Genomic DNA, 18,882 nt, shown 5'->3' on the forward strand with positions numbered 1-18,882 from the left:
CCGCGAGGCTGCCGCGGAGCAGGCCCGCTACCAGCAGCAGGCGGGTGTCACCGCAGCCGCCGGGCGGGACTTCGCCGCGGTTTCGGTGGCGGCGGCACCCGCGGCGCCGAAACTAGGCAGCGGCGGTGCGGCGACGGTCGTGCGGGAGGCGTACGCCCAGCTGGGCAAGCCGTACGTGTGGGGAGCGGAGGGACCCAACACCTTCGACTGCTCCGGGCTGACTCAGTGGGTCTGGCAGAAGGGCGGTGTCGGGCTCAGCCACTACACCGGCTCCCAGTGGAACGAGGGACGCCGGGTGGGCCGGGCGGAGCTGCTCCCGGGCGACCTGGTCTTCTTCGACGCGGATCTTGGTCACGTCGGCATCTATGTAGGTGCCGGAAAGATGATCCACGCGCCCCGCACGGGTGAGGTGGTGCGGGTCGAGAACGTGTGGTGGTCGAACTTCCAGGGTGGGGTGCGCCCCGGGGGCTAGGCCGAAGCCGAGGGCGTCGTCCGAATCTGGACGACGCCCGGTGGTGACGGGTCAGCGATCGACGTAGACGAGCGCGGCGGTGCTGCGGCTGATCTCGGCATCGTTGTGGCCATTTGGCGTGACGATGCGAATGATGTCCCCGCGGGAACCCGGCATGACCTGCGCTCCGGGCACGATCGCGGCGTCCTGCAGCCGCCGCATGGCGCTCTCATCGGTCTGCAGCCGCTCGGAGATCCAGCTCACCGTCACCGGCAGGCCGCCATCCGCGTTCGCGCGGTCGGCGGAGGCCAGCAGGCTCACCGGCGCGTGGGTGGGCCGGACGTGCTCCCTGTTCTGCGCGGGTGGGATCTCGTTGCCGAACGGGCAGCGCTTCGGATCGCCCAGCAGCACGGTGAGGCGAGCCTCGACCTCGTCGGAGATCACGTGCTCCCAGCGGCACGCCTCGTTGTGCACCAGCGCCCAGTCCAGCCCGATGACCTTGGTGAGCAGGAGCTCCGCGAGGCGGTGTTTACGCATCACGGCGGTCGCGCGCAGCAACCCCTTCTCGGTGAACTGCACGGTGCGGTCGTCCGCGAGCGACACGAGTCCCTCGTTGGCCAGGCGAGCGGTGGACTCGCTGGCGGCCGGCGCGCTGACGTGCAGCCGCTCCACGAGGCGCGCGCGTAGCGGGGGGATGCCCTCTTCCCTCAGTTCATACAGGGTGCGGAGGTACATCTCGGTACTGTCGATCAGTCCAGTCACCGGTCTCCTTCGTCTGCTCCAGAGTACGCCGCACCCATCGGATGCAAGAGCCATGTGTCCTGCGAGGACCGTGTCGATTGCCTGCCGGGCACCGCGCCGCCGGGCGCGGTCCGAGGACCGGTGCTCACCCGCCCCGGCCATGTCGGTGCCCGGAACTAGAATCGTCGTCATGAGCACGACCCAGATCGCACCTGAGACGTCGGACACCCGTACTGACGAGGGCGACGACCACTCCCACTACGCTCGCCGGGAGGAGATCGTCCGAGCCTCCATCGAGGGCGGCCGGGTCACCGCGCTGTGCGGTTACCGGTTCGAACCCGTACGGGACCCCTCCCGTTACCCGATCTGCCCCAAGTGCAAGGAACTCGTCGAGATGGCCCAGCAGTTCGGTTGAGCCGACGGTCGCCCAGCAGCAGCCCCGTCGGTCGTACGATCGGCAGGCGCCGGGTTTCTGCCATGCGCGCACCTGCCCCAGTAGCTCAGTGGATAGAGCGACCGCCTCCTAAGCGGTAGGCCGTAGGTCCGATTCCTACCTGGGGCACACGATCGGGATCTGGCTGTTCGTAGATCCTTTCGGATTTACTCCCCAGCTCCCGCATCGATGATTCGCTCAGGACGGGCGCGGCACGGTCTGCAAGGCGCGCACGGGGCGGCATGGCCGCAGGTCGGCCTGATCGGTCCGCTCGCGCGCTTCGACCGTCACCGGTTTGCGATGCTGTACAGGTGATTCCGGGGTGGCGCGTGACGCGAGGGTTACCGCAGGCCGAGAGGCGGCGCCCGCTGGCGCGCGGGTGCCTGGCATGAGTAACTCCGGCGGTGGCGGCGCGGACGGGCCGGCGGGCGCGGCGGTGGGCAAGGCCAATCCCGCATACAGCGTGACGGTCCGGGTGCCCGGCACCGCGCGGGCCGCCATCGACGCGGTGATCGCCGCCGGTCCGGGTGAGATCACCTGCCACGCGGACGAGCCGGACCCGACCGGCCGCCGGATCACTCTGGACGCGGACAGCGGTCCAACGCTGACCTGGCTGCTCCAGGCCCTGCGCCACGAGCTCGGAGCGGATCTGCTGCAGGCGGAGGATCCGGTCTTCGTCGTGGCGTCGACCGGCAAGCTCACCCAGTCGCTGTGCGCCTCGGTCACTACCGGTCACGACCTGGCCCTGCTGGACGCTGACGCCGACCGGCGGGTCATCCGGCACCTGGCGCGGCACCCAACGCACACCGACCTGTTCACCGGGCGGCCGCGGCGGGTCGCCCTGGTCACCGACGCCAGTGCCGTGCTCGACTTCGAGCCCCTCACCGCCGAGGCCGCCCTGCCCGCGGTGGAGTCGCAGGCGGTGCACCTGCACCGGGCGACCGGGCTGGACGTCATCCCGATGCCGATCGCCGCCCGCGACGCCGGCGAGCTGGGTCTCGCCATCGCGATGCTGGCGCCCGGCTTCGCCGCCACGGTGCTGGTCCACACCCGGGTCAGCCATGTGGACGCGGTTCGGGCCGCCCCCGCGGCCGCCGGGAGTGCGGCACTGCTGGACACCCTCAACGACGGGCTCGCCGTGGCCGCGACCGCGGCGATCGTCAACCATCTGCGCGGGCGGGGGGTGGGGCCGGGCGCGGCCCGCGTCGCCGTGGTCGATCCGGCCCGTGGCGGTGACCTGGCCGGTCTGCTGGTGGCCGCCGGCATCCGCGATCTGACGCTCTACGATCCACTCGCCTGCGGGATCCAGCCGCTGCACCGGATGGCGGGCGACCTCGACCTGGTGGTCGATCTGATCGGCCTGGCTGCGCCGCCGACGGGCGTACCCGTGCTGCGGATCCGGCCGCAGTCACCGCCGCCGCTGGCGTCGGCGGCCTTCGGGCCGCGCCCGCTGCATGCGCTGCCCGGCCTGCTGCGCGCGTCCGTGCGGGCGCATCGGATGATCACCGCGTCGGCCCGGCTCGCCGCCGTGCGCGCGCTCGTGGCGCTGACCCCGGTCGGCGGACTGCTGCCGCCGCTGGATCATCCACTGCTGACCGCGGCGGTGGATCAGGCGGCGACCCGGGCGCTGGCGGAGAGCTGACGCCGGGCCGCGGCTGCGGGGACCCCTGGCCGGGGTCCGGGTCGGGGATCCACAGCGGGGGACGATCAGGTGGTGTCGGGCGTCCGCCGCCCCGCCGGTCTGGCTGCCGGCCGGCGGGTTCGATCTCCGGGTACACGCGTGTCATTCCCGTTGGATCAGGGCCGGCAGGCTGGCGGAAACATCGTCGCGCCGCCGCCGCCGTTTTGTAGGTGAGCGCCGACAGCGGGATGGGAGGACCTTTCCGCTGGCCGTCGAGAATCCTCCGGCCGGGTTGCCGGGACCTGTTCGCGCGGGTCGGTGAAAGACGGCTGGACCGGTATCGGCGACTCATGGGTGTCGCCGCGGCGTGCGGCCGCGGAACGGGCATCGAACACTCGCGGAGGGCTTTCGCAGCCGGACTCACGTGAGTGTTCGGATGGTGCGCAGGCGGCGGTAGGGAGATCGGGAACTGAGCCCGCCGGACACGGGCGCCAGCGGGCGCGGCCCCTGCCCGCGCTGATCGGCGGCGTGGGGTGGATCCCGTGCCAGCTCCCCGCGACGCGCTGGCTGCGGCGCGGTTCGGCGATTCGCTGGTCCGGCCGGTCGGCGGCCGGGGTGACGGTGGGCCGGGGTGAGGGTGGGCCGGTGTGACGGTGAGCCGGGGCGGGTCGGCGGCCCCGCTCGGCCCGCGGATGCGGGGTGAGTCAGTCCGACGACGGCGGGACGAGGCGGAGCAGGGCCTGTGCAGCGAGCTCGTAGCCCAGTGCCCCGAGGCCGACCACGACCCCGCTGGCCAGTGCGGACAGGATCGACTCGTGCCGGAACGACTCGCGGGCCCAGACGTTCGACAGGTGCACCTCGATCCACGGGTTCGGGTAGTTCGCCAGGGCGTCCCGCAGGCTCCAGCCGTACATCATGAGCGCGCCCGGGTTGACAATCGCGCCTGCCGAGTCGTAATTGTCCTGAATGGCGTGAATCAGGTCGCCCTCCGATTCCCGCTGGATTGAGGCGATCTTCCAGCCGCGATCGGCGACCTGGGCGCTGACCGCTGATTCGATGTCGGCGAGGGTCGCGGTTCCGTATACTTCTGGCTGGCGACGGCCGAGGATTCCAAGGTTCGGGCCGTTCAGGAGAAGAAGCGTGCTCACCGGACCTCATCACTGTCATTGACCGGCTCGGTCGGCCGGCATCCGCCGGAGAATATCGCAGCGTCCGGCAGGGTCCTGTCGGGCCCGGCCGGGCCGGCAATGTGACCAGCGTGGATGCCCTCGGCGCCCGATAGTGGGATTATTGGTCCCACGTTGATCGGAGTGTGTCCTGGAGTGGGTGGGGAGCCGACCAGCCGGAGGTGTTCTCGGGGTGCTGAGGTACCGTCCGTCGCGCACCTCTCGTGCGGATTCTTCGGGCGACCCACGGTAATGAACCATCGACGCCCGGGATCCTAACGCGAATCTATCGTCACGTGAGAAAAGGGTGGGGACCATGAGCGGTGGAGCGCGTCGAGCACCGGAGCTGCCGGCCTGGCCGCAGTACTCCGACGAGGAGCGCGACGGCCTGATCCGCGCCCTCGAACAGGGCCAGTGGTGGCGGATGGGCGGCAGCGAGGTCGACAGCTTCGAGCGCGAGTTCGGTGCCTATCACGGCGCGGACTACACGCTCGCGGTCACCAACGGGACCCATGCCCTGGAACTGGCCCTGCAGGTGCTCGGGGTCGGCCCGGGCACGGAGGTCATCGTCCCGGGGTTCACGTTCATCTCGTCCTCCCAGGCCGCGCAGCGACTGGGCGCCGTGGCCGTGCCAGTGGACGTCGACCTGGACACGTACTGCATCGACACGGAAGCGGTGGCCGCGGCCATCACCCCCCGCACCAGGGCGATCATGCCGGTGCACATGGCCGGCCAGGTCTCCGACATGGACGCGCTGGCGAAGCTGTCGGCGGACACGGGTATCCCGATCCTGCAGGACGCCGCCCACGCCCACGGCGCCCAGTGGCAGGGCCGCCGCGTCGGTGAACTCGGCTCCGTGGCGTCGTTCAGCTTCCAGAACGGCAAGCTGATGACGGCCGGCGAGGGCGGCGCCGTGACCTTCCCGGACTCCGAGCTGTTCGAGGCCGCGTTCCTGCGGCACAGCTGCGGGCGGCCGCGTACCGACCGCCGCTACTTCCACCAGACCTCTGGGTCGAACTTCCGGCTCAACGAGTTCTCCGCGTCCGTCCTGCGGGCTCAGCTGGGCCGCCTCGCGGGCCAGATCGACACCCGCGAGCAGCGCTGGCCGGTGCTCGCCGAGGCACTCGCCGCGATCCCGGGCGTCGTCCCGCAGGGCCGCGACGAGCGCTGCGACCGCAACCCCCACTACATGGCCATGTTCCGGCTGCCGGGGGTCGGCGAGGAGCGCCGCAACGCGCTCGTCGACGCGCTGCTCGAGCGGGGCCTGCCGGCTTTCGCCGCGTTCCGGGCGATCTACCGGTCCAACGGCTTCTGGGAGACCGGCGCGCCCGACGAGACGGTCGACCAGATCGCGGGCCGCTGCCCGAACACCGAGGCGCTCAGCGCCGACGGCATCTGGCTGCACCACCGCACCCTGCTGGGCACCGAGGACCAGATGCACGAAGTCGCGGCGGTCGTGGCCGACGTGCTGGCCGCGCAGTGACGCAGCAGCTTCCGGAGTCGACCACCGGGCGCCAGGACACCTTACGGGTCGCCGTCGTCGGGCTTGGCTGGGCCGGCCGGTCGATCTGGCTTCCCCGGTTGCGTGAGCACCCTCGTTTCGAGGTCACCGCGGCGGTCGACCCCGACCAGGCCGTGCGGGCCGCCGTCGGCCAGGACGACCCCGGGCTCGACCTGTTCGCCGACGTGGCCGAGCTGACCGGGGGTGACTCCGTCCGCCCCGATCTCGCGGTGGTGGCGGTGCCCAACCACCGCCACGCCGACGTCGCCGAGAGCCTGCTGGCCGTCGGCGTCCCGGTGTTCCTGGAGAAGCCGGTCTGCCTGAGCTCCGCGGAGGCCGACCGGCTGGCCGCGGCCGAGACGGCGGGTGACGCGACCCTGCTGGCCGGCAGCGCCGCGCGGTACCGGGCGGACGTCAGCCGGCTCTACGAGGTCGCGGCGGGTCTCGGCGCGATCCGTCACGTCGACCTCGCCTGGGTACGTGCCCGGGGGATCCCCGACGCGGGCGGCTGGTTCACCCGGCGGGAACAGTCCGGCGGTGGTGCCCTCGTCGATCTTGGCTGGCACCTGCTGGACACGCTCACCCCGCTGCTGGGCAGCGTCTGGTTCCACCAGGTGGTCGGCACCACGTCGGACGACTTCGTCAACGACGAGGCCTGGGCTGCCTCCTGGCGTCACGACGACGAGGCCGGCAGCCCCGGCCGCTCCGGTGGCGACGTGGAGGACACCGCCCGTGGCTTTCTCATCACCGAGGAGGGCACGTCGGTGGCGCTGCGGGCGAGCTGGGCCTCGCATGAGGCCCGCGACCTGACCGCGATCACGGTCGAGGGTGCCGGCGGCACCGCGTCGCTGCGGTGCACCTTCGGTTTCGGCCCGAACCGGCAGGATCGGTCGGTGCTGACACTGACCCGGACCGGCGAGACGACGACTGTGCCGCTGTCCGAGGAGCCGATCGGCACCGAGTACCGCCGCCAGCTTGACGTGCTGCCGGCGATGCTGGCCGACCCGGCCTCCCGGGGCCGGGCGATTGCGGAGGTCCGCCCGACGATCGCCGCGATCGAACGGCTCTACGACTCGGCGCGCTCGCACCGGACGGTGCCGCCGCTGGTCCACGCGGGCCGATGACGCCCCGCCGCTAACACCGATGTCCGATTTATCGAGCCCGGGGGGGCGCGTGGGTACGGAACTGCAGGACAGGTCGACGGCGGACGGCTTCGGCCAGGCCGCGATCCCCGAGTCGGCGCCCGCCGCGGCCGGCGGCGCCCGCCGGCGAGTGGTGATCTTCGATCTCGACGGGGTGCTCGTCGACAGCTTCGGCGTGATGCGCCAGGCGTTCACCACCGCCTACGCCGAGGTCGTCGGCGAAGGCGAGCCGCCGTTCGAGGAGTACGAGCGGCATCTCGGCCGGTACTTCCCCGACATCATGCGGATCATGAATCTCCCGTTGGAGATGGAGGAGCCGTTCGTCCGGGAGAGCTACCGGCTCGCCCGCGAGGTGACGCTGTTCGACGGGGTCGGGGAGATGCTGCGGACCCTGCGGGCGCGCGGTTACGGCCTGGCGGTCGCCACCGGCAAGGCCGGCCCGCGGGCCCGCCACCTGCTCGGTGAGCTCGACGTCCTGCCGCTGTTCGATCATGTCATCGGCTCCGACGAGATCGCCCGGCCGAAGCCAGCGCCTGACATCGTCCTGCGCGCGTTGAACCTGCTCGGCGCCGGCCCCGAGGAGGCGATGATGATCGGCGACGCCGTCGCGGATCTCGACAGCGCCCGCGGTGCCGGGGTGCTGGCCGTCGCCGCGCTGTGGGGGGAGACGGACGGCGTCGAGCTGATCGCCGCCGAGCCGGACGCCGTGCTGCACCGGCCTGCCGAGCTGCTGGCGCTGCTCGGCGAACTGGAGCCGAACCCTGAGGCGGGCATTCCCGGCCAGCTGGTGGCCGGCCCGGCCGGGGTGCCCACGGCGCACGCGACGAGGGTTGTCGTACCGCCGAGCTCGGTGCCGATGACGCCGGTCGCCCGGGGGCTGCTCGCCGCCGACTGACCGGGCGCCCCCGCGGTCGCGGTCGCCGCCTCGCCGACGGCGGCCGCTTCGCCGACCCCGGCCGGACCGTCAGGTCACCCGGCCGGGCCAGCCGGGTCGCCGGCTGGACTGCCTGGTCAGCTGTGCTGTCGGGCCAGCAGGACGGCGCCTGAGAGCGACGAGAGACCGCCGAGCACGGCCGCCCGCACCGGTGCGGGCGGGTGGCCGGGTCGCCCGAGTCCGCGGGCCTGCTCGTCGACGGCGGTCGCGAAGCCCGGCAATCCGTCGGCGAATCCGCCACCGATCACGGCCAGCGCCGGATGCAGCAGTTCGGTGAGGCTGACGACGGCGACGGCCGCCGCCGCCGCGCTCTCCCGCACTGCCCGGACGGCCCAGTCGGTGCCGGCGAGCCACGCCGCCCGCAGCTCGGGAAAACTCACCTCAGTAGCACCGGTGACCGCAGCCTGGTCGGTGACCGCAGCCTGGTCGGTGCCTGCAGCCTGGTCGGTGTTCGCGGCCGGGTCGGCGGCGCGGCGGTGCCGTGCGGCGCGACGCAGGGTCGCGGGGCCGCTGGCGACGGCCTGCACGCAGCCACGCCGGCCGCAGGTGCACGGCGCCCCGTCCACCGAGATCACCATGTGCCCGATCTCGGCCGAGCCACGGCCGGGACGCGGGCAGTTGCGGCCCTCGAGCACGATTCCACCGCCGACCCCGGTACCGATCCCGAGGTACACCAGGTCCGGGCAGTCGGCCGCGGCCGCCTCGGCGAGGGCGGCGAGGTCGCCATCATCCGCGTGGGTGACGGCCGCGCCCGGCACCAGTTCCCGCAGTGCTCCGGCCAGGGCGAGGCCCGTCCAGCTCGGGCGACCTGGCCACGTCGTCACCGTGCCGGCCTGGTCCACCGTCGCCGGCATCGCGAGGCCGACCGCGCTGATCGGACCGGCCCAGCGGGACCGTGCGGACGCGACCTGCCGGGCGAGTTCGTCGAGGTCACGGGCGGCGCTGGCGGCGGGATCCCAGCGGAACGTCGCCTCGACCGGCGCGGGTCCGGTGCTGACCGTGCCGGCTCCGTCGAGCGCGGTACCCAATGGCGGCGCGGCACCTGGCGGCAGCGCCGGTTCGATCCGTAGCGCGACCTTGGTGCCGCCGATGTCGATGCCGAGGACGCCGGTGGTCGTCGCCGGGCTGGGCGAGTGCATGGTCGTGGACCTCTCGGAGGAACGGTCGGGCACGGGCCGTCAGCCCTCGCTCGCCGGGTCGACGTCGCCCGGCGGGCCGAGCCCGAAGAACGCCCGGTACAGGTCGAGCTGCTCGGCGAGCATGGGCAGACCCGGCTGGGTGGGCAGGCCGAGCTGCTCCGCGGCGGCCAGCAGGCGAGTCCGCGCCGGTTTCATGATGATGTCCGCGACGACGCAGCCGGCGGGCAGTTCCTCGGGCCGCAACGGCAGCGGGTCGTCGGGACGCAGGCCGAGCGGGGTGGCGTTCACCGCCAGGTCGGCGTCGCGGGTCGCCGGTGCCGCGGCGTGTTCGGCGCGGCCGGGCCAGTGGGCGTCGAGGCGGCGCAGGAGGTCCGCGCACCTCGCCTGGTCCGGATCGTGGACGGCCAGACTGGCGCAGCCGGCGTCGAGCAGCGCGACGGCGATGGCACTGCCGGCCCCGCCGGCGCCCAGCAGGGCCACTCGCCGGCCGCGAACCGGGTGACCGGCGACGGCCAGCCCGCGCACGAAACCGGCTCCGTCGAAGTTGTCCGCCCGCCAGCCGCCGCCGGGGGCGCGGCACAGCACGTTGGCGCTGGAGCTGATCCGCGCGGCCGTGCTCCGCTCGGTGGCGAGGGCGCAGGCGGCGACCTTGTGCGGGATCGTGACGAGCACGCCATCGAGGTTCGCCGTGGCCGCGAGGCCGGCGAGGACGGTGGCGAAGTCGGCCGGTCGGGCGTGCACGGGTACCAGAACGGCGTCGTGGCCGAGCCGGGCGAACAGCGGGTTGAGCAGTGACGGCGCCCGCACCTGGGCCACCGGATCGCCGATGACGGCGTACAGCCTGGTGGTGCCGCTGATGGGCGGCGCCGTCGGGGTGCCCGATGCCGCTGTCACGCCGTCTGCTCGTGCGGCATCGCGGTGAGGGTGGCGAGCACCAGCTCCTCGTCGACGTCGGGCACGAGCTCGGGGCCGGCCGGGCCGTCGAGCACGAACGTCAGGCCGGTGTTCGTGGATTTCTTGTCCAGCCGCATCACGGCCACGAGGTCGTGCGGGTCGATGCCGGCGGGCAGGGCCCAGGGCAGCCCGTAGCCGCGCACGACGGCGAGGTGTTCCGCGACCCGGTCCGGGGCGATCCGGCCGAGCGCGCCGGCGAGCCGGCCGGCGAACACCGTGCCGACCGCGACACCCTCGCCGTGGCGCATCGCGTAGTTGGTGACCCGTTCCAGCGCGTGGCCCAGGGTGTGGCCGTAGTTGAGAATGTGGCGCAGGCCGGAGTCCCGCTCGTCCCGGGCCACGACGCCGGCCTTGAGCGCCACGCTCACCGCGATCTGCTCGGCGACCGGGCGTCCCGACAGGCCGGGCGCGCCGATGAAGTGGGCTCGGGCGATCTCCCCGTAGCCGTTGACGCGTTCTGCCGCAGGCAGGGTGGCCAGGTAGTCGGTGTCGCACAGGACGGCGCGGGGCTGCCAGTAGGCGCCGACGAGGTTCTTGCCCGCGGGCAGGTTCACCGCGGTCTTCCCGCCGACGCTCGCGTCCACCTGGGCGAGCAGGGAGGTCGGCAGGTGCACGACCGCGACGCCGCGGTGGTAGAGCGCGGCCGCGAGCCCGGCCACGTCCGTGGTCGTGCCGCCGCCACAGGAGATCACCACGTCGGACCGGGTCAGCCCGAAGTCGGTGAAGCGGCTGCACAGCGACTCGACGTTCAGCAGCGTCTTGTCCGCCTCCCCGTCCCGGGCGGCGAGACGCAGCGCCGGCACCCCGGGGTCGGGGACGGCGTCGAGGGGGCGCGCGCAGATGATCGCGGCGCGCCTCGCTCCGATCCGGGCGACCACCTCGGGCAGGAGGTGACGGACCCCGGAGCCGATGTCGATCGGGTAGCTGTGCTCGCCGAGCTCGACCCGGACCCGCCGGTGATCGGGGCCGATCCGCTCGATGGGGCTGAGCGCCTGAAGGACGGGTGAGCCGGTCACGTGTCGTCTCCGGTTCCGCGGGTGGTCGTGTCTGGGTGCGCTGGCCCGCTGTCGGGGCCCGCCATGGTCTCTGCGACCAAGTCTGCCGGGGAACCCACCGGCTTATCCAACCGGGGAGGCGGCTACGGGGTTACGCTCCTGGCCTGATGCCGAGGGTGCCCGTGTTGACCACCCCACCCTGGGCCGGCCGCGGTGGTGCGCACCCGGGTGGCACCTCCGCGCGGCGGCGGTGTCTGGTCCGCCCGGTTTTGGCCCGCGTCCGGGACAGGGCCGGTAATCTGCGCCAGGCTCGGGACCATGGGCCGCGTCCCGGATCGCAGCACCGCGGGAACGCCGCCAGCCCGTTCGACGAGGAGTCCGTCATGACCAAGCCGACCTCCGTGGACGACGCCGACGCCGGGGCGACGACAGCCGAGGGGACCGACGCGCCGGACGGGACGCCGTCCGCCGCCGCGACGAGCGGTGATCCCGCGGGCGCCGACCCGGCGGGGGCTACCAGCGCGCCGGCCGGGCACGGTGAGAAGGCGGCGGCGGAGCCGGCCACGGATCGGCCGCCAGCGCGCGCCGGAATCGTTGGCCCACCAGATGATCCGTATCCGGACGGCTATTCGGACATCACCGAGCCGGATGGCGCGGTGATGTCCGACGACGAACTGCCCGGCGCTCGCGCGCTGTGGATTCTCGCCTTCACCTTCGCCGTCGTCGGGCTCTTCTTCCCGCTGGCCGGACTGATCGCGATCGGGTGCGGCGCGTTGGCCTGGCGCAGTGGTAGCGGGCGCGGCCGGACGGCGACCCTCGTCGCGATCGGGACGACGCTCGTCGGAATCATTCTTACGATCATCGTCCTCACGACCTGACCGCTGCGCGGCCGGTCCGGACGATTCCACCCGGCCGGTTGCCGGCGCAGGTGAGGCCGCCCAGCTCGGGGGGTGCCGGGCGGCCTCGATTGATGATGACATTTAAGGTGCGTCCGACACAAGTCTGCCGGCGGTGCGTCGGCGCGGCGTCGTGTCCGTCGTTCGCGTGTCCGTCGTTCGCGTGTCCGTCGTTCACGTGTCCGTCGTTCACGTGTCCGTCGTTCACGTGTCCGTCGTTCGGTGTCAGAGTGGCCAGGCCGCGCCGCGCCGGAGCAGACCGATCAGCAGGCCCGAGCCGGCGTCCACGTACGCCTCGGTCGGCTCGGCCAGGTTCGGCTGGACCTGTTCGAGGTCCCCGCCGTGGGCCGTCGCTTCCCGCAGTGCTTCCCGCGGGTCGCTGACCAGGTAGCCGATGGCGAACAGGCCCTCGCCGCGCCGGTCGAGGATCTCCCGTGCGACCGTCGGGTGCGGGCCGGGCTGGACCAGCTCGACCAGGCCGGCGCCGAGGCGGCCGATCGCGACCCGGGTGCCGTCGAGGGCAACCTGGCGGCCATGCCGCACGGCCTGGCCGGACAGCTTGCTGGACTGCCACGCCTCGACACCCAGCTCGACGGTGTGCAACTCGCAGGCGAGATCCAGGTCGGCGACGACGATCGCGAAGTGGTGGAAGTCCAGGCTCGCCAGGAGGGAATCGCCGACGGCGAAACCCGTCGCCGCACCCGGTGTGAATGGTCCGGGCCGGAGCGCGTCGGCCGCCAGAAGACCGTCACCGGGCGTCCGGGACCGAGGAAGAAAGACCGATTCTATTGTCACGACGCCCCCTCCGCGTCCCACCGCTATCGGGGGAGCGTCGCCGATCCTAGCCGTGCCGGGACCGGCCGGCGATCGGCGGGCCGGCCGTGGCGTGCCGATCGGCGCCCCCAGCAAGGATGATGCGTCCATGCCTGCTTTCATCGAGAAGCCGACCATCATCGAGGCGGCGGGGAACCTACCCAAAATCATTCGCGAATATGTGGGTGCGGTGAACACCGGTACCCGGGGCGTGAGCATTGCCCACATGTCGAGCCCGGCCGGTTGGGTGGAACCCGGGCAACGGCCGGAGTTCGACGAGTACACGGTCGTTCTGCGGGGATCGCTGACGGTGACGCACGACGGCGGAAGCACTGTGGTGGCGGCCGGGCAGGCGGTGCACACCGCCGCCGGCGAGTGGGTCCGCTACAGCACCCCGGACGCCGACGGCGCCGACTACCTCGCTGTCTGCCTGCCGGCATTCCTGCCGCAGACCGTCCACCGGGACGAGTGACGGTCGGGCGGCCGGCAGCGGCGGCGTCGAGGAGGCGGGTTTCCGTTGCGCGTGCAACCTCGTACTGTCGTCAAATGAGCGGACCCGTCTCGCCCGTCGACGTCACCGCCGGACTGGCCGTGCCCTCGGGTCGGCCGGTCCCGGGTTCCGTCGCGCCGCAGGTCATCGAGTCGAGAACCGCGGAGGTGGGCGGCCTGCCGGTGCGCCGGGCGCTGCCTCACCGGGTCCGGCGGACCGTCGGCGCCTGGTGCTTCGTGGATCACCTGGGACCGGTCACGGTGTCGGCGGCGCGGCCGGTCGAGATCGGTCCGCATCCGCATATCGGGCTGGCCACGGTCACCTGGTTGGTGTCCGGCCGCCTGCTGCACCTCGACAGCCTCGGCAGCGAGCAGCTGCTGAGGCCGGGTCAGCTCAACCTGATGACGGCCGGACACGGCGTCGCCCACGCGGAGGTGTCCGAGGCCGGGCCCGGCGCGCCGGGGCCGGGTGAGCTGCAGGGAGTACAGCTGTGGATCGCCCAGCCGGAGAGCACCCGACATGGGCCGCCCGCCTTCGCGCACCACGCCGACCTGCCCACGGCCGGATTCGGGGCCATCGAGGCGACGGTGCTGCTCGGCGAACTCGGCGACGTGACATCGCCGGCCCGCACCGACTCCGCGCTGGTCGGCGCGGAGCTGGTGCTGCGCGGCGGAGGGGTGATCCCGCTGCGGCGCGGCTTCGAGCACGCCCTCGTGGTCCTCACCGGCGCGGTGCGGCTGGGCGATCGTGTCCTCACCCCGGGACGGCTGGCCTACCTCGGCGCCGGGCTCGCCGAACTCGACCTCGCGGGCGAGGCCGGCACCCGCGCGATGCTGCTCGGCGGCGAGCCGTTCACCGAGCCACTGGTGATGTGGTGGAACCTCGTCGCGCGCTCCCATGCCGAGATCGATGCCGCCCACGCCGACTGGCAGGCCGGCACCGAGCGCTTCGGCCCCGTGGCGACCACTGTCACGCGCACGGTGGCCCCGCGGCCGCCGTGGTCGCCCGGCCCGGATGAGCCCAGGCGCCGTCCGTGAGCGCCCAGCCCCGGCCCGCGGGCCGGGAGTTCAGCGGCTGACGGGCTCGGGCACCCCGCCCGTGCGGGCCACCAGGTTGTCGAGGTCGTAGGCATACCAGCGCCGCATCGACGGCGGCGCGCTCGTGCGGCCCCACTCGTGCATCCGGCGCTGGGCCTCGAAGGAGCCGTCGTGCCAGCGCCGCAGCACGTCACCGAGCCGCAGCGGCGCGGGCAGGAACGGCGCGTCGCCGAGCAGGTGGGCGAGCCGGTCGACGGCGGCGGGCGGGCTCAGCCGCCCCTGCTCGACATCGACCATGACCGTGCTCAGCGACTCGAACAGCGGCTGGAACTCCGGCAGGTCCGGGCAGAAGGTGCCCGGAAACGGCGAGTCGAGGAGCTGGTCGAACAACGCGTGATCGCCTGTCTCCAGGTAGCTGAAGTGCGTGCCGACGATGCGGGCGACGCCGAGGTTCCAGCTCATGAACCACACCTTCGACCAGGCCCGCCACAGGTCGAAGTCACGGAACGAGACGTACGAGCCGTGGACGAGCTTGTCGTTGACGTCCAGGACGGTCTGGTTGAGCGTGTCGATGTGCGCGAAGCGCTCCGCGGAGAAGTCGTCGTCGGCGAGCGCCGTCAGCAGGGTTGGCGTGAGCGCGTAGATCACCTGCATGGTGTTGGCCATGCCGCGGGAGAACAGCGCGTCGATCGCCCCGGCGGCATGGCTCATCATCGCCCAGCGGTCACCCACCGTGCGGGTGCTGGAGTACTGGGTGCGTCCGGTGGACACCCAGTCCCAGGCGGGGCGGGCCTGCGCGAACTGCCGGGCCACGCTGGGGAACCGGTCCAGGAAGTCGGCCCATTCCTGCTCGGCGGGGCGGCCCGGCTGGTGGGGGAAACGTTCGGCGTCGAGGTTGAGACCGACGCTGCACAGCGGGTTGGTGGCCTGCTGGTGGTTGTCGAAGGGGATCACCCAGAGCCAGCCGCCGTCGAAGATGTGGTGCAGGGTGCCCTGGTGCCAGCGGGTTGGCTGGCCGCTCGGGGTCGTGACATCGTCGAACGGGATGACGCCGACCATGTGGGTGAACAGGGTCCGCGAGTTCGTCCGGAACCGGCAAGGGTCCTCCCGCAGTCCGAAGGTGTTCGCGAGGACCGAATTGCGCCCGGACGCGTCGACGACGTACCTGACCCGGATGGTCTCGCCGGCGCTGGTGGTCAGTGTGGCCGCCTCCGCGGTGAAGTCCACCTTTTCGATCTTGGTTCGCTGTCTCGGATCCGCTCCGTAGCGGACCGCCGTGTAGAACAGGTAGGAGTCGATGTCCTGGCGGTGCATGTGCATCTCAGGGCCGTTCGGAAACTCCGAGACGCTGCACTGGGTGACTTCTTCCGGGTCCTGGACCAGGCCGTCCCGGTGGTACACGAACCCGAAGTTGCGCTTGACGCCGCACGCCGACGTCACATGCGAGCGCACCCCCGCGAAGCTGCTGACATGTCCGAGTTCGGGTACGTCGAACCGCTCGGCCAGAAGTTTCAGCAGGTAGGTCGTCTCGCCGATCGTCGATTCGCCGAGTGCGAACCGTGGATGAGCACCGCTGTCGACAAGGACCACGCTGTGGCCATGGCGGGCAAGGATGTTGGCCAGTGTCGAGCCGGCGATGCCGCTGCCGAGGATGGCAACCGAGTAGTCGTACCCGCTCATGAAGAGACCCCCAAGACACGTCCCACGGAGAGGGCCGGTTGCATCCCCTCAAATCGCAAAAGATCGCAATTATCGCAACCAGCACACAATTGACACTTAAGCACCCCCGCGGGGGACAGGTGGCGATAAACGCGGCAACAACGACGATGGCGTAAACAAGTGTGGCAAATCGCTATACTTATTTGCAAATGACGTTAATATGTGGCTTGTTAGTTTAATCTTAATTGTATTGATAGTTGCAATTTAGTGTGATTTAGATATTTTGTTCGGGTCGATCCTGATCTGCGGCACTTTGCTCACCTAAGTGGTGTCCGACCCCTCCAGGCAACCGGCCTGCGGCGACGTTGGGCCCTCCCTGGAACTCGGCCGGTTCGCCGGGTCACGGTTCGCGAAGAGGCGACGCGTCCGCCAGCGGGATCGCTCGGGCACTGCTCAGGCGTCGGCGGCGTGGTCCGCATCGCCGCGCGTCCGGACCTCGACGGACCGGACCGATCGCCAATTGATCAACATGGTCCGCCCGTCGGCCAGGTGGAGCTGTTCGACCTCGCAGCGGAAGACCGCCTGGCCGATCCGCCGCCGCAGCTCCGCCGGATCGGCACCCGCGGGCAGTTCGTATGGCTGCCCGTCGATCACCAGTTCGACTCTCACGGCCCGAGATTCGCACACGTGTTCGGCAATGGCAAATGTCGGGGTGGACTGATCGGGTATGGCGCGTCCCCTCGGGGCCGGGCTCCTGCCGTCGGCGCCGCCGGATCCGGTGTGACGGGGGCCTGGTCACCAGTGGACTGAAGCCGATCTGATATCAGATGAAGCGTTCGGTCGGTTTCCGGGTACTTGCGACGCATGTCCTTGGCCCGATGCCGACCATGACCGGGCCCCAGGGGCCAACCCCGGTGAGAGGGGAAGAACGTGCGGGTGGGAACGAGGACGTGAGCGCCGATGTGGCCACGATGGGCGCGCCACGCTCGCCGTTCGCGCGGGTCTTCGACGACGCGCTGATCACCGCGGGCGCCTGCGGTGACGTCGGCGAACGGGTCGCCGCCTTCGTCGATCTCGCCCGCCGTTATCAGGAGCCCGGCCGGCACTATCACACGCTGCGTCACATCGCTGAGACGACGGCCGCGCTGCGAGTACTGATCGCCGCGGAACGCCCCTGGGCCGACGACGAACAGGAGATCACGGCCGCCTGCGTTCTCGCCGTGTACTTCCACGACGCCGTCCTTGATCCGCGGATGGTCGACAACGAGCGGCGCTCGGCGGACCTGGCGGCCGCGGTCCTCGCCCGACTGGGCTGCCCGGACACGGTCGGCGCGGCCGTCGCCCGGCTGGTCCTCGCCACCGCGACGCATCGGTCGGACGAGCGGGACGAGGCCCTGGTCAACGACGCGGACCTGCGGATCCTGGCCCGCCACTCGATCGCCTATGACCGGTATGTCCGCCGCGTGCGTCGCGAGTACGGCTGGCTCGACGACGAGAAGTGGCGCGAGGGGCGGACCCGCGTCCTACGGGGGCTGCTCGACGGCCCCCTCTACGCCACCGCCCTGGGGCGCCACGACTGGGAGCGGCCGGCCCGCCTCAATCTCGCCCGCGAGCTGGCCGCACTGTCCGGACCGTAGTCGCCGTGCGCCGGCCGGGCCGGTTCCGCTCGTCGTCCCGGCCGGTCGGGTCCTGGCTGGGACCGTCCCAGCCAGGACCGTCCTGACCAGCACCGTCCCCGCCGGCGGCGGACGTCCGCGGCGGATGGCGCCGGGCCCAGGCGGTCGCCAGCACGCAGGCGAGCAGCAACGCGCTGATCACGGGCCCGGCGCTGAAATCGGTCGGCGTCGGCTGCAGCCCCGGCCACGTCACCGCGTACAGGCACAGGGAGGAACTGGCGCCGACGCCGATGGCCCCGAGGCGGACCTGGCGCATGACCGGCATCCCGATCACCCCGGCCGCACCGCAGGCGTACCCGAGCACCGAGACGGCCAGCAGGAGGCCGCCGACCGCCGACACCGCCGGGTGCGGCAGCCAGTCGAGGACGCCGGTCGAGCCGTCCCACCGGTACCGCTCGCCCGGCGTGCCCGTCGGGGCACCGGGCCAGACCAGCAGATGGACGAGCCCGTAGCAGAGCAGCACCGAGCCCGCGGCGGCCGCGCCGAGCAGGCGCGCGGCGTCGAGGATCGCGGGGTGCCCCCACAGCCTGAGGTGGTGGTTCACGATGCCCGCCCCGGAATCGAGCCATGCGGGATCGTCAGCGACCGGATCGTCTCCGGGGCACCGGTATCCGCGGCGCCGGCGTTCTCAGCGGCGTCCGGAGGACGGCCATCGGCCGGACGCGGGCGGGTGGGCCGATAGAGATCACCCCAGGGGATGTCCACCCTGGTGGTGGCGCAGTGGGACTGTTCCGGCGCCAGCGCGGGCGCTGCGGGCTCCATCGTCGCCTCGTCGTGGATCGACGTGCCGGACAGGCTTGAGGAGGCCGGCGGCACAGCGACGCCCCCAGGCGGGGCGGTGCCCGGCAGGTGCGCGGTGCGGCCCGGGTAGGTGCGGCCCGGATAGGCGGTGCCGGGGTCCGAGGTGGCACTGCCGGGCCGAGCCGCTGGGGGAGAGGCGTCCAGGAACGGCGGGTCCGAGGCGGCGCCGGAACGGGGAACGGCCGTGACGGCGGTAGGAGCGGTCGGCGGGTCGGCTGCGGTGGTGGCGCCGGCCGCGGTGGCGGCCGCGAGCACGGCGGCGGCCAGGACGGGATCGAGGTCGGCCGGCACGGTCCGCAGGTCGAGCAGGCAGCAGCCCTGCTCCACGCGGCCGAGCACGGGAGGTTCGCCATGGCGCAGCGCCACCGCGACCACCGCGTCCAGGGCGACCGCCGCGCTTGGCAGGTCGGCCGCGGCCGTGGTGTGCCCGCAC

General features: G+C 72.2%; 19 protein-coding genes, 1 tRNA gene and 1 pseudogene. 11 read left to right on the forward strand and 10 right to left on the reverse strand.

The annotated features are described in order from the left end of the window. On the forward strand, positions 1-472 hold a 472-nt coding region (locus tag MXD58_RS05315), incomplete at its 5' end, for a C40 family peptidase (RefSeq protein ID WP_250609086.1). A 51-nt stretch (positions 473-523) separates the two neighbouring features. Here MXD58_RS05315 and MXD58_RS05320 read toward each other — a convergent pair. After that, complete coding sequence (locus tag MXD58_RS05320) at positions 524-1,213, reverse strand: metal-dependent transcriptional regulator (RefSeq protein ID WP_248839408.1); 690 nt, start codon at positions 1,211-1,213, stop codon at positions 524-526. Between the two features lie 169 nt (positions 1,214-1,382). Here MXD58_RS05320 and MXD58_RS05325 point away from each other — a divergent pair, with 169 nt between their 5' ends. The 3 genes from MXD58_RS05325 to MXD58_RS05335 all read left to right on the forward strand — a co-directional run bounded on the left by MXD58_RS05325 (position 1,383) and on the right by MXD58_RS05335 (position 3,267). Further along, complete coding sequence (locus tag MXD58_RS05325; protein ID WP_248839409.1) at positions 1,383-1,607, forward strand: DUF3039 domain-containing protein; 225 nt, start codon at positions 1,383-1,385, stop codon at positions 1,605-1,607. A gap of 74 nt (positions 1,608-1,681) precedes the next feature. Next, positions 1,682-1,754: transfer RNA gene (locus tag MXD58_RS05330), tRNA-Arg, on the forward strand. A gap of 259 nt (positions 1,755-2,013) precedes the next feature. Further along, positions 2,014-3,267 (forward strand): malic enzyme-like protein, encoded by a 1,254-nt coding sequence (locus tag MXD58_RS05335; protein ID WP_248839410.1) that lies wholly within the window; start codon positions 2,014-2,016, stop codon positions 3,265-3,267. Positions 3,268-3,950: 683 nt separating this feature from the next. On the opposite strand, the gene MXD58_RS05340 is transcribed toward MXD58_RS05335, so the two are convergent. Beyond that, entirely contained in the window at positions 3,951-4,394 is a 444-nt protein-coding gene (locus MXD58_RS05340) for a type II 3-dehydroquinate dehydratase (protein WP_248839411.1), read from the reverse strand. A gap of 334 nt (positions 4,395-4,728) precedes the next feature. Here MXD58_RS05340 and MXD58_RS05345 point away from each other — a divergent pair, with 334 nt between their 5' ends. From MXD58_RS05345 to MXD58_RS05355, 3 genes are all read left to right on the forward strand, one after another. Continuing rightward, the gene (locus MXD58_RS05345) at positions 4,729-5,895 is read left to right on the forward strand and encodes a DegT/DnrJ/EryC1/StrS family aminotransferase (protein WP_248839412.1); all 1,167 of its coding nucleotides are present in this window, start codon (positions 4,729-4,731) and stop codon (positions 5,893-5,895) included. Continuing rightward, positions 5,892-7,037 carry a Gfo/Idh/MocA family protein gene (locus MXD58_RS05350; RefSeq protein ID WP_248839413.1) on the forward strand — a complete coding sequence of 382 codons (1,146 nt, stop codon included), beginning with the start codon at positions 5,892-5,894 and terminating at the stop codon, positions 7,035-7,037. Before MXD58_RS05345 ends, MXD58_RS05350 begins: the two co-directional genes overlap by 4 nt. A gap of 196 nt (positions 7,038-7,233) precedes the next feature. Then, on the forward strand, positions 7,234-7,950 hold the full coding sequence (locus MXD58_RS05355) for an HAD-IA family hydrolase (protein ID WP_248839449.1): 717 nt from the start codon (positions 7,234-7,236) through the stop codon (positions 7,948-7,950). 116 nt (positions 7,951-8,066) lie between these two features. Here the strand turns inward: MXD58_RS05355 and MXD58_RS05360 are convergent, their stop codons facing one another. The 3 genes from MXD58_RS05360 to MXD58_RS05370 are packed head-to-tail and all read right to left on the reverse strand — an operon-like array spanning position 8,067 to position 11,098. Continuing rightward, positions 8,067-9,128, reverse strand: coding sequence for an ROK family protein (locus tag MXD58_RS05360; protein ID WP_248839414.1), 1,062 nt, complete (start codon positions 9,126-9,128; stop codon positions 8,067-8,069). Between the two features lie 39 nt (positions 9,129-9,167). Continuing rightward, a complete protein-coding gene (locus MXD58_RS05365) occupies positions 9,168-10,022 on the reverse strand; it encodes a shikimate dehydrogenase family protein (protein WP_248839415.1) in 855 nt (284 codons plus the stop codon). Further along, entirely contained in the window at positions 10,019-11,098 is a 1,080-nt protein-coding gene (locus MXD58_RS05370; protein WP_374615669.1) for a 3-dehydroquinate synthase family protein, read from the reverse strand. The genes MXD58_RS05365 and MXD58_RS05370 overlap by 4 nt, the downstream gene beginning before the upstream one ends. A 362-nt stretch (positions 11,099-11,460) precedes the next feature. Here MXD58_RS05370 and MXD58_RS05375 point away from each other — a divergent pair, with 362 nt between their 5' ends. Further along, positions 11,461-11,955 (forward strand): hypothetical protein, encoded by a 495-nt coding sequence (locus tag MXD58_RS05375; protein ID WP_248839416.1) that lies wholly within the window; start codon positions 11,461-11,463, stop codon positions 11,953-11,955. A gap of 243 nt (positions 11,956-12,198) precedes the next feature. Here MXD58_RS05375 and MXD58_RS05380 read toward each other — a convergent pair whose 3' ends face one another. Further along, complete coding sequence (locus tag MXD58_RS05380; protein ID WP_248839417.1) at positions 12,199-12,768, reverse strand: VOC family protein; 570 nt, start codon at positions 12,766-12,768, stop codon at positions 12,199-12,201. Between the two features lie 127 nt (positions 12,769-12,895). Here MXD58_RS05380 and MXD58_RS05385 point away from each other — a divergent pair, with 127 nt between their 5' ends. Further along, a complete protein-coding gene (locus MXD58_RS05385; RefSeq protein ID WP_248839418.1) occupies positions 12,896-13,258 on the forward strand; it encodes a cupin domain-containing protein in 363 nt (120 codons plus the stop codon). Positions 13,259-13,332: 74 nt separating this feature from the next. Further along, positions 13,333-14,313, forward strand: coding sequence for a pirin family protein (locus tag MXD58_RS05390; protein ID WP_248839420.1), 981 nt, complete (start codon positions 13,333-13,335; stop codon positions 14,311-14,313). Between the two features lie 30 nt (positions 14,314-14,343). On the opposite strand, the gene MXD58_RS05395 is transcribed toward MXD58_RS05390, so the two are convergent. Next, positions 14,344-15,993: an NAD(P)/FAD-dependent oxidoreductase gene (locus MXD58_RS05395; protein WP_248839421.1), complete on the reverse strand. Its 1,650-nt coding sequence runs from the start codon at positions 15,991-15,993 to the stop codon at positions 14,344-14,346. Between the two features lie 432 nt (positions 15,994-16,425). Further along, complete coding sequence (locus MXD58_RS05400; protein WP_248839422.1) at positions 16,426-16,641, reverse strand: hypothetical protein; 216 nt, start codon at positions 16,639-16,641, stop codon at positions 16,426-16,428. Positions 16,642-16,922: 281 nt separating this feature from the next. Here MXD58_RS05400 and MXD58_RS05405 point away from each other — a divergent pair, with 281 nt between their 5' ends. Then, a complete protein-coding gene (locus MXD58_RS05405) occupies positions 16,923-17,609 on the forward strand; it encodes an HD domain-containing protein (RefSeq protein ID WP_308301907.1) in 687 nt (228 codons plus the stop codon). Here the strand turns inward: MXD58_RS05405 and MXD58_RS05410 are convergent. Continuing rightward, entirely contained in the window at positions 17,569-18,192 is a 624-nt protein-coding gene (locus tag MXD58_RS05410) for a hypothetical protein (protein WP_248839424.1), read from the reverse strand. The two genes, MXD58_RS05405 and MXD58_RS05410, sit on opposite strands and share 41 nt — an antisense overlap. Then, a pseudogene (locus tag MXD58_RS05415) lies at positions 18,189-18,882 on the reverse strand (hypothetical protein); the annotation flags it as partial. The gene MXD58_RS05410 and the pseudogene MXD58_RS05415, both read right to left, overlap by 4 nt.

This window comes from Frankia sp. AgKG'84/4 (assembly GCF_023242965.2).
Classification (GTDB): Bacteria; Actinomycetota; Actinomycetes; order Frankiales; family Frankiaceae; genus Frankia.